We start from the raw sequence: 6,678 nt of genomic DNA on the forward strand, positions 1-6,678 counted from the left end.
AAAAAATTTAGCACATTCCTTCAGAAAAGGGGAGAGGGCTTTCTGAAAGAATGTGCAAAAAAATGGGCGTTTTGTGCTGAAATAAAATGATAATTTACAATTTCTTTTAAGGATTTCACGACATAACTAAATCGTACTCCATATGATAAAGCAGAATCTAGTCGTACCATGGAAAGCTGCCCAGTTAGGCGTGAAAAAACTCACGTCATAATTATATTTCTGTCGTGAGTAGTGATACTCGCCTTGAAAGGAGGTGAGGAAGAGTGTGGGAAAAAATAATCGTGTCGGTGCTCGCTGCCATAGCCACAGAAGTAGCGAAAGAACTCACAAAAGATGATTAGAAATAGCACAAAACGCTAGAGAAAGGAGCGAAAAGGATTGAAAATCTTTCCGTGCCCATATCTATGCAGTCAACCATGTACAGATTGCATGATTAAAACAATTATCGACATTATCAAAAAGTAAGAGCCATTGGTGCAAGTACAAGCATCAATGACTTTTTTGCATTTTGAGGAGGTGCTTCCATTGCAGGAATTACTCGATGCATTTAAGCAATGGCTCACAGAAGAAGGAAAGGCATCAAAAACGATTGAGTCTTACGTGGGAGACATCGAAGGTTTTCAGAAATACCTCACAGAGAAGGCGGTTGACACGACTCAACCGCTTTCTCGTTTTGCTTTTGTCAGATATAAGCAATACCTCATTGACGAAAATTTTGCCGTGGCAACCATCAACAAGAAGATCAACAGCCTAAAAGTCTACAACGATTTTCTACTCATCAAGGGATTGGTAAAGGAGAGGTACATCCATCTCAAGCGCGACCGGATAAAAGTAGCTGCAGGAAGTGAACAAGTTGTCAGTGCACTTTCAGAGGAACAAGTTGAGAAATTACTTTTCTACCTTGAGGATCACACAAAAGTGAGTCAACGAAATAAATTGATTGCCTACTTACTTCTGTACACTGGGGTTCGTGTAAGTGAGCTTGTCAATATCAAGCTTGGTGATATTGACTACTTGACAAGCAGCCTAACAGTGAGGGGCAAAGGAGGCAAGATACGAGAAATTAGTTTGCGAGAAGATGTTGTCTATTTGATTCGGTCTTACGTCAAAGGAGAGAGATTGAAATCAAAATTTAAGGATAGTGAATACTTGCTTCTTAGCCAACGTGCCCCAAAAGTCCATCGAGATGCGGTAAGAAATTGGCTGGCGAACGTTTCAAAGGATTTAGGATTCAAGTTGCATCCGCATTTGTTTCGACATACGTTTTGCACGCGATTGTTGAAAAAAGGAGTAGACCTGACCACCGTCAGTAAACTAGCAGGTCATTCTTCTGTGAACATGACTGCCAGATTCTACATTCAAACCACACGGCAGGAGAAGATGGATGCCGTCAAGCTATTGTAAAGGAGGAAAAAAGGTGAAAATCATTCAATCCCTCAATGATATCGAATTTTTGAAAGCGACGAGGAGAATCCCCTTGCCAATGATTCAATACATTGAAAAAGAATTTCTTGACCGGTTTGAAGCATCGAATAGTGAAGAGGACCTGTTCACTTTTCGTTTGCCAGTAAACGAAGCCATGATACTGTTAGAAAAAGATGATGACGTGCTTGCGGAAATCAATCATCCATTTGATTTGGAGTATGTAGAGAGAATTGAAGAGGGGGATATAAGCTTCTACCGAATTGCCATTCGCTTTGACACAGAAATTCGAGTGTACTATTCTCTCACAGGAACCTACGATGATGAAACGGAAGAATGGTTGAATGAACAAGCAAGATACGATGAAAGAGGGGGTTGCTATTTTTGACAAGAGACGTCAAAGCAATTGTGGGAGAGAAGAATGAAGAAATATAAATGATTTTATTGCTATTATTTAGAAATTTGTTTTCCTATAATTACCTTATTTGTGATAAGATAAAATCGATTATAATTATCTAGCAAGGAAAGGAGAAAGTAAGTTGTTTTACAAAATTGTAGAGGAGGAAGTTGAAAAATTAGCAACCGATCTAGTTCAAGGGCATTTTTATATAGGGTTAGAAGCAGTGAAGAAGTTTGTGATGTTTATCATAATGACGGATTACATCCAGAAAAAACAAAAAGACCAAGGAATGAGTATTTGGCAATACGCTCAAAGTCAACTGAAACTGCCTGAAGAGACGAATGAAATGCCACCGGAAAAAGTCGATGCCCTTATATTCAACAACTATGAACGGATATGGTACCTATCCAATACGATTACTAAAGAAAAAAGGATCGAACATCTTTTACGTCAAAAACAAGAAGAACAACGTCGGAAAATAAAAAAAGAAAAAAATGAAGAAATACGAGGAAATCCTGATCGATATCGGGGAGTAAAGATTTACCCTTATCAAATGAAGGAGTTTTCCATTTTGTATGCAATACTTACAATCAGGGCAGACCTTTCCGATTGGGGATTTCTTGCTCAGTGACGAAGGGCTTTTTTATAAAAAGATTGATAAAAATACAGGAAAAGAAAGCTTCTTCAAAGTGTGCGAACCCTTGTTTATTAAACAAACGGTGCAGAACATTGATACAAAGGACGTTCATTTGGATCTTTGCTACAAATACAAAGGAACATACCATGAGATGCCGATTGGAATGGGACAGCTAATTCCTAACGAATTAATCAAATTAATGGCCAAGGGAGTCGACATTCCTCACGAATTCAAAAAAATCATTGCCACTTACTTGAGAGAGCAGCAGAAGCGAGCTCCTCATAAGCTTATTTTCCATCAGGTAGGTTGGCATCGAAATGAGAAAAAGGGGCTTGTGTTTCGTCACAATCAACTTATTTCCAGCGACCCTACCTACATAGCAACGAATGACAATGAGTATGGGGCATATCATCTTCAGCCTAAAGGGGATTTACAAACATGGCTAACGATGGTGAAAGAACAAGTAGTAGGACATCCGCCGCTTGAAACCATTTTGTCTATCGGGTTTGCCTCCGCTTTAATTGGGTATCTGTACCATTTGTACGACGATATAGATACAATCGTTTTTCACCTTGCGGGAAATAGCACGCAAGGAAAAACCACGGCAGCTCTCTTAGCTGTTTCTGTTTTTGGAATGCCATCTAACAAGAAGAAAGGATTAATGAAGAACTGGAACGGAACCTCTAATGCCATTTTAAACATGCTAGGAGGAAATTTCGGAATTCCCATTGTGTTGGATGAGCTCTCCATGAGCAATGCCAAATCATTGACAAGCGAGCTCTACGTGTTGGCTTCAGGACAAGAAAAGTATCGTCTTACTGAAGATATTAAGCAACGGAAACAAGGAATGTGGGCTCTCGCTATCATTTCAACAGGAGAGCAATCCATTTTTGAACGTACCAACCATAACGCAGGGTTGACGGTTAGAACTTTTGAGTATTCGAATATTGCTTGGACTAAATCTGCTGCTAATGCCGATATGATTCGTCAAGTGATTCAAGAAAATTACGGCCATGCTGGAGAGGCTTTTATCAAGTATCTGTTTGAGCAGGGGCTCCACATCATTGATGAAACGTGGAAAAAGTGGCAAGAACGCTGTGAGAAAGCTCTTCCAGATACTCCTTTTCGTTCTCGCGTTGCAAAAAAGTACGCCATCATTTTAGGTGCAGGAGAGTTGGCTAACAAAGCGTTAGAGATCGGGTTAAATTTAGACAATATACTCCATTTCCTTGTAGAACAGGAAAAAATCATCTCAGATGAACGCGACATTGGCAGGAAGGCTTGGAATTTAGTGGTTCAACGCATTATTCAGTATCAGGGGAATTTCAAGCGAGAAGGAGTTTACTCCAATCCTTTCAATTGCTGGGGGAAAATGTTCCCGCGATCCAACTATGTAGAAGTGGCTATTTTAAAACACGTACTAGAAAAAGAGCTCAAAGAATTAGGATTCGATGATCCAAAGGTGATTATTAAAGATTGGAAAGAACGTCAGTGGCTTATCACGGAACATGATCGAACAACAAAACGAACTAGAATTTTTGACGCAACAGAGCAACAAGAACGTAAACGAGCACTAGGAATTACTAAAAATCCACCAAAAAAATTGGAGGATACCACCTATAATTTAAAAGTTCCCGTGGAGCAATTTCAAGGTTTGGTAAGAGATGAGAGATTTGTCCAAGGACTATCATCTAACGAAAATGTCGAGTAAGTAAAAAAGGAAGGTATCTTTACCTTCCTTCGCTTCAAAAAAACAAGCGGGGAGATGGAACATGATGAAAAACATTGAAAAGGATAGTTTGTTGTTAAGTCAAGTCATTCCTTACTTCCACGAATGGTTGAAGACTAGAGGGATGCGTGAAGCAACCCTAAGAGGATATAAAATGGACATTAATCAATTTCAGAAGTGGCTGGCCGCACGTTCTAATGGACCGATATTCGTGAATGAGATTAATCGTCAGCACATCGAGGGATTTGTTCACTACCTGACCCATGAAAGAAAATGTAAGCCAAGAACGATCAATCGTAAAATCAATGCCATGTCTACTTTCTTTAATTTCCTTAAGAAAAAGAAGATTGTTGAAGAGAACCCTCTTGAAGATTTTGAAAGAGTAAAAGTACCCGATTCAGAAAGAATCTACCTTACTAAAGAAGAAATTGAAGCCATTATAAAATCAATCGAACATCCTGTCATTCACTACTTTGTGATGATGATGGCATACACGGGACTTCGGATTAAAGAATGCATTCAGCTTACGTTGAATGATGTCGACTTAGAAGAAGGATTTGTACAGGTGATCAATGGTAAAGGAGGTAAAAACCGTCGAGTTCCAATGAATCAACAGTTAATTAAAAAAATGAAAGAATACCTTGAATACCATCGCCCAAAAACAGATTCTTTGTACTTCTTTGCACTCAAAAAAACAGGGACTGTAAGCGACCAATACGTTAATCGTTTGTTGAAAGAAGCATGTGTGAAAGCTGGTATAGAAAAGCACGTCACAAGTCACATTCTACGTCACTCGTTTGCTAGTTACTTAGTCAAAAAAGATACCCATGTTGCCGTCATTCAACGGTTGTTAGGACACGCTAGTCTCAAAACTACTTCTGTGTACTTACACGTTCAACAAGATGATTTGCGTGAAGCAGTTGAACAAATCGACTTCTAAAGGAGGAGAAGAAAATGACAGACTTTGACCCAGCTGTGTACGATGATCCTAAAATCAAAGTGACTCTTGAAATGTTAGCTCAGGGAAAAACACGGGAAGAAATAGCTGCACATTTTGGGAATAAAAGCTCTAAATCCATTGACGTGTACTTTTACAGAAAAGGATTTCGCTGGGACGGGAAAACCTACGTTCCCAGAGAGAAAGAAACCATTTCTGCCGTAGATGAAGCTCGATTTGTAAATACCAAGGCAGCCAAAATTGTACGCCAGCTCAGTCAAAAACAAGTAAACATTCGACAGGTAGCCCTTAAAAATGGATTCGCTACGGTAGAGGAAATGGGAGAATACATGAAAGGACAGGGCTACGTCTGGGATAGTGAATTAGAAAACTACAAATACGACGAAAGTTTGGCCCAAAAGCAAAGAAAAAGTCAAGAAACTTTCCAAAAAGCATCTTTGACATTGGATAAGGGATTGGAAAGATACCAGTCCCTTCTTGATTACCTTCTAACTAAACAAGATAAGCTAATTGCCTTGTTAGAAACAGAAAGTAACGGAACTCTACCTCGATACAAATTCAGAGGAGCAAAGGCTAACAAAACGCTAGCATTGCCTACGTCGTTGCAGACATTGTTGAGTGATTTCAGCCAAGAATTCAACGTTACTCAGCGGGACATCATTGAAGTGGCATTAGCTGAGTTTTTCAAAAAGTACGGATACGAAGAACAGCTGAATAGTGTGTTGCAAACTTAGCAGGGAACCTTCCCCTGTTCTTTTTTTCTGTATTAGAAAAATATGGTTGACAATGCGATTCACCAGATGATATCATTAAGTCACAGTAAATGATATCATCTAGTGAAGGGGTTGATTATAAAGCTTTGTATAAAAAATTTGTATTAAGATTGAGCGAAGAGAAGTATCAAAGGTTAGTGAGTATGTCAGGTGAAAAGAGCCTCAATCAATACATCAATGAGGTTCTCGATTCACACATTCTACAAATAGAGGGGAGAAATACTCAAATGGAAAAAGTAGTGATTGGTGAGATGAAGCATAGCGATTTGCGTGAGGCAGTGGTAGTAACTCAACAACCATGGTTTATGGAGATTCTTGATAAATATAACCTCTATTTCTTCTCACCCAACAGAATAGTCTCACCAATGATGTCATTGCTGTTCTACGGGGATTCTGATTGCGACCCACCAAAAAGCATAAGTCGATTCGGCAAAGTTTCTCATATTTATCGATATGTCACAAGAGAAGATCTCGATTCTATTCCAGAAATGCAAGGTATTCTTAATGATCCTCAGTTTGCAGATGAAATATTAAGTTGGGATAAATATCAAATCGCTGTGCTTTCGGAAGTTACGTTACTTCAGAATCCTATTCCCTTGACTGAAGAATACAAAAATCATCCAAGAATAATAGTTAATAGAACGACGACCTTTGCCAAATTATATAAATTGAAATAAAGGTTTTCTCCCGTTCCACGGCGAATAAATACAAAGAGAAAATAGGGGAACGGAGAGAAAATATGATGCCAAATCACAAAGA

General features: G+C 38.9%; 7 protein-coding genes. All 7 read left to right on the forward strand.

All coding sequences use genetic code 11. The features are described 5' to 3' along the window. Window positions 1–492: 492 nt before the first annotated feature. The 7 genes from CV945_RS15800 (at window position 493) to CV945_RS15830 (ending at window position 6,596) form a co-directional block, all read left to right on the forward strand. Window positions 493–1,404, forward strand: coding sequence for a tyrosine-type recombinase/integrase (locus CV945_RS15800; protein WP_100660148.1), 912 nt, complete (start codon window positions 493–495; stop codon window positions 1,402–1,404). Between the two features lie 13 nt (window positions 1,405–1,417). Then, window positions 1,418–1,810, forward strand: a complete 393-nt coding sequence (locus CV945_RS15805; RefSeq protein WP_100660142.1) for a hypothetical protein — start codon at window positions 1,418–1,420, stop codon at window positions 1,808–1,810. Window positions 1,811–1,961: 151 nt separating this feature from the next. After that, a complete protein-coding gene (locus tag CV945_RS15810; RefSeq protein ID WP_100660143.1) occupies window positions 1,962–2,453 on the forward strand; it encodes a hypothetical protein in 492 nt (163 codons plus the stop codon). Further along, on the forward strand, window positions 2,398–4,170 hold the full coding sequence (locus CV945_RS15815; protein WP_100660144.1) for a DUF927 domain-containing protein: 1,773 nt from the start codon (window positions 2,398–2,400) through the stop codon (window positions 4,168–4,170). Before CV945_RS15810 ends, CV945_RS15815 begins: the two co-directional genes overlap by 56 nt. Window positions 4,171–4,234: 64 nt before the next feature. Next, the gene (locus CV945_RS15820; RefSeq protein ID WP_198518531.1) at window positions 4,235–5,128 is read left to right on the forward strand and encodes a tyrosine-type recombinase/integrase; all 894 of its coding nucleotides are present in this window, start codon (window positions 4,235–4,237) and stop codon (window positions 5,126–5,128) included. Between the two features lie 14 nt (window positions 5,129–5,142). Further along, on the forward strand, window positions 5,143–5,880 hold the full coding sequence (locus tag CV945_RS15825; RefSeq protein WP_100660146.1) for a hypothetical protein: 738 nt from the start codon (window positions 5,143–5,145) through the stop codon (window positions 5,878–5,880). Between the two features lie 266 nt (window positions 5,881–6,146). Next, window positions 6,147–6,596, forward strand: a complete 450-nt coding sequence (locus CV945_RS15830) for a hypothetical protein (RefSeq protein WP_232722255.1) — start codon at window positions 6,147–6,149, stop codon at window positions 6,594–6,596. Window positions 6,597–6,678 lie beyond the last annotated feature (82 nt).

It is taken from the genome of Geobacillus sp. Manikaran-105, assembly GCF_002809955.1.
Taxonomy (GTDB): Bacteria; Bacillota; Bacilli; order Bacillales; family Anoxybacillaceae; genus Geobacillus; species Geobacillus thermophilus.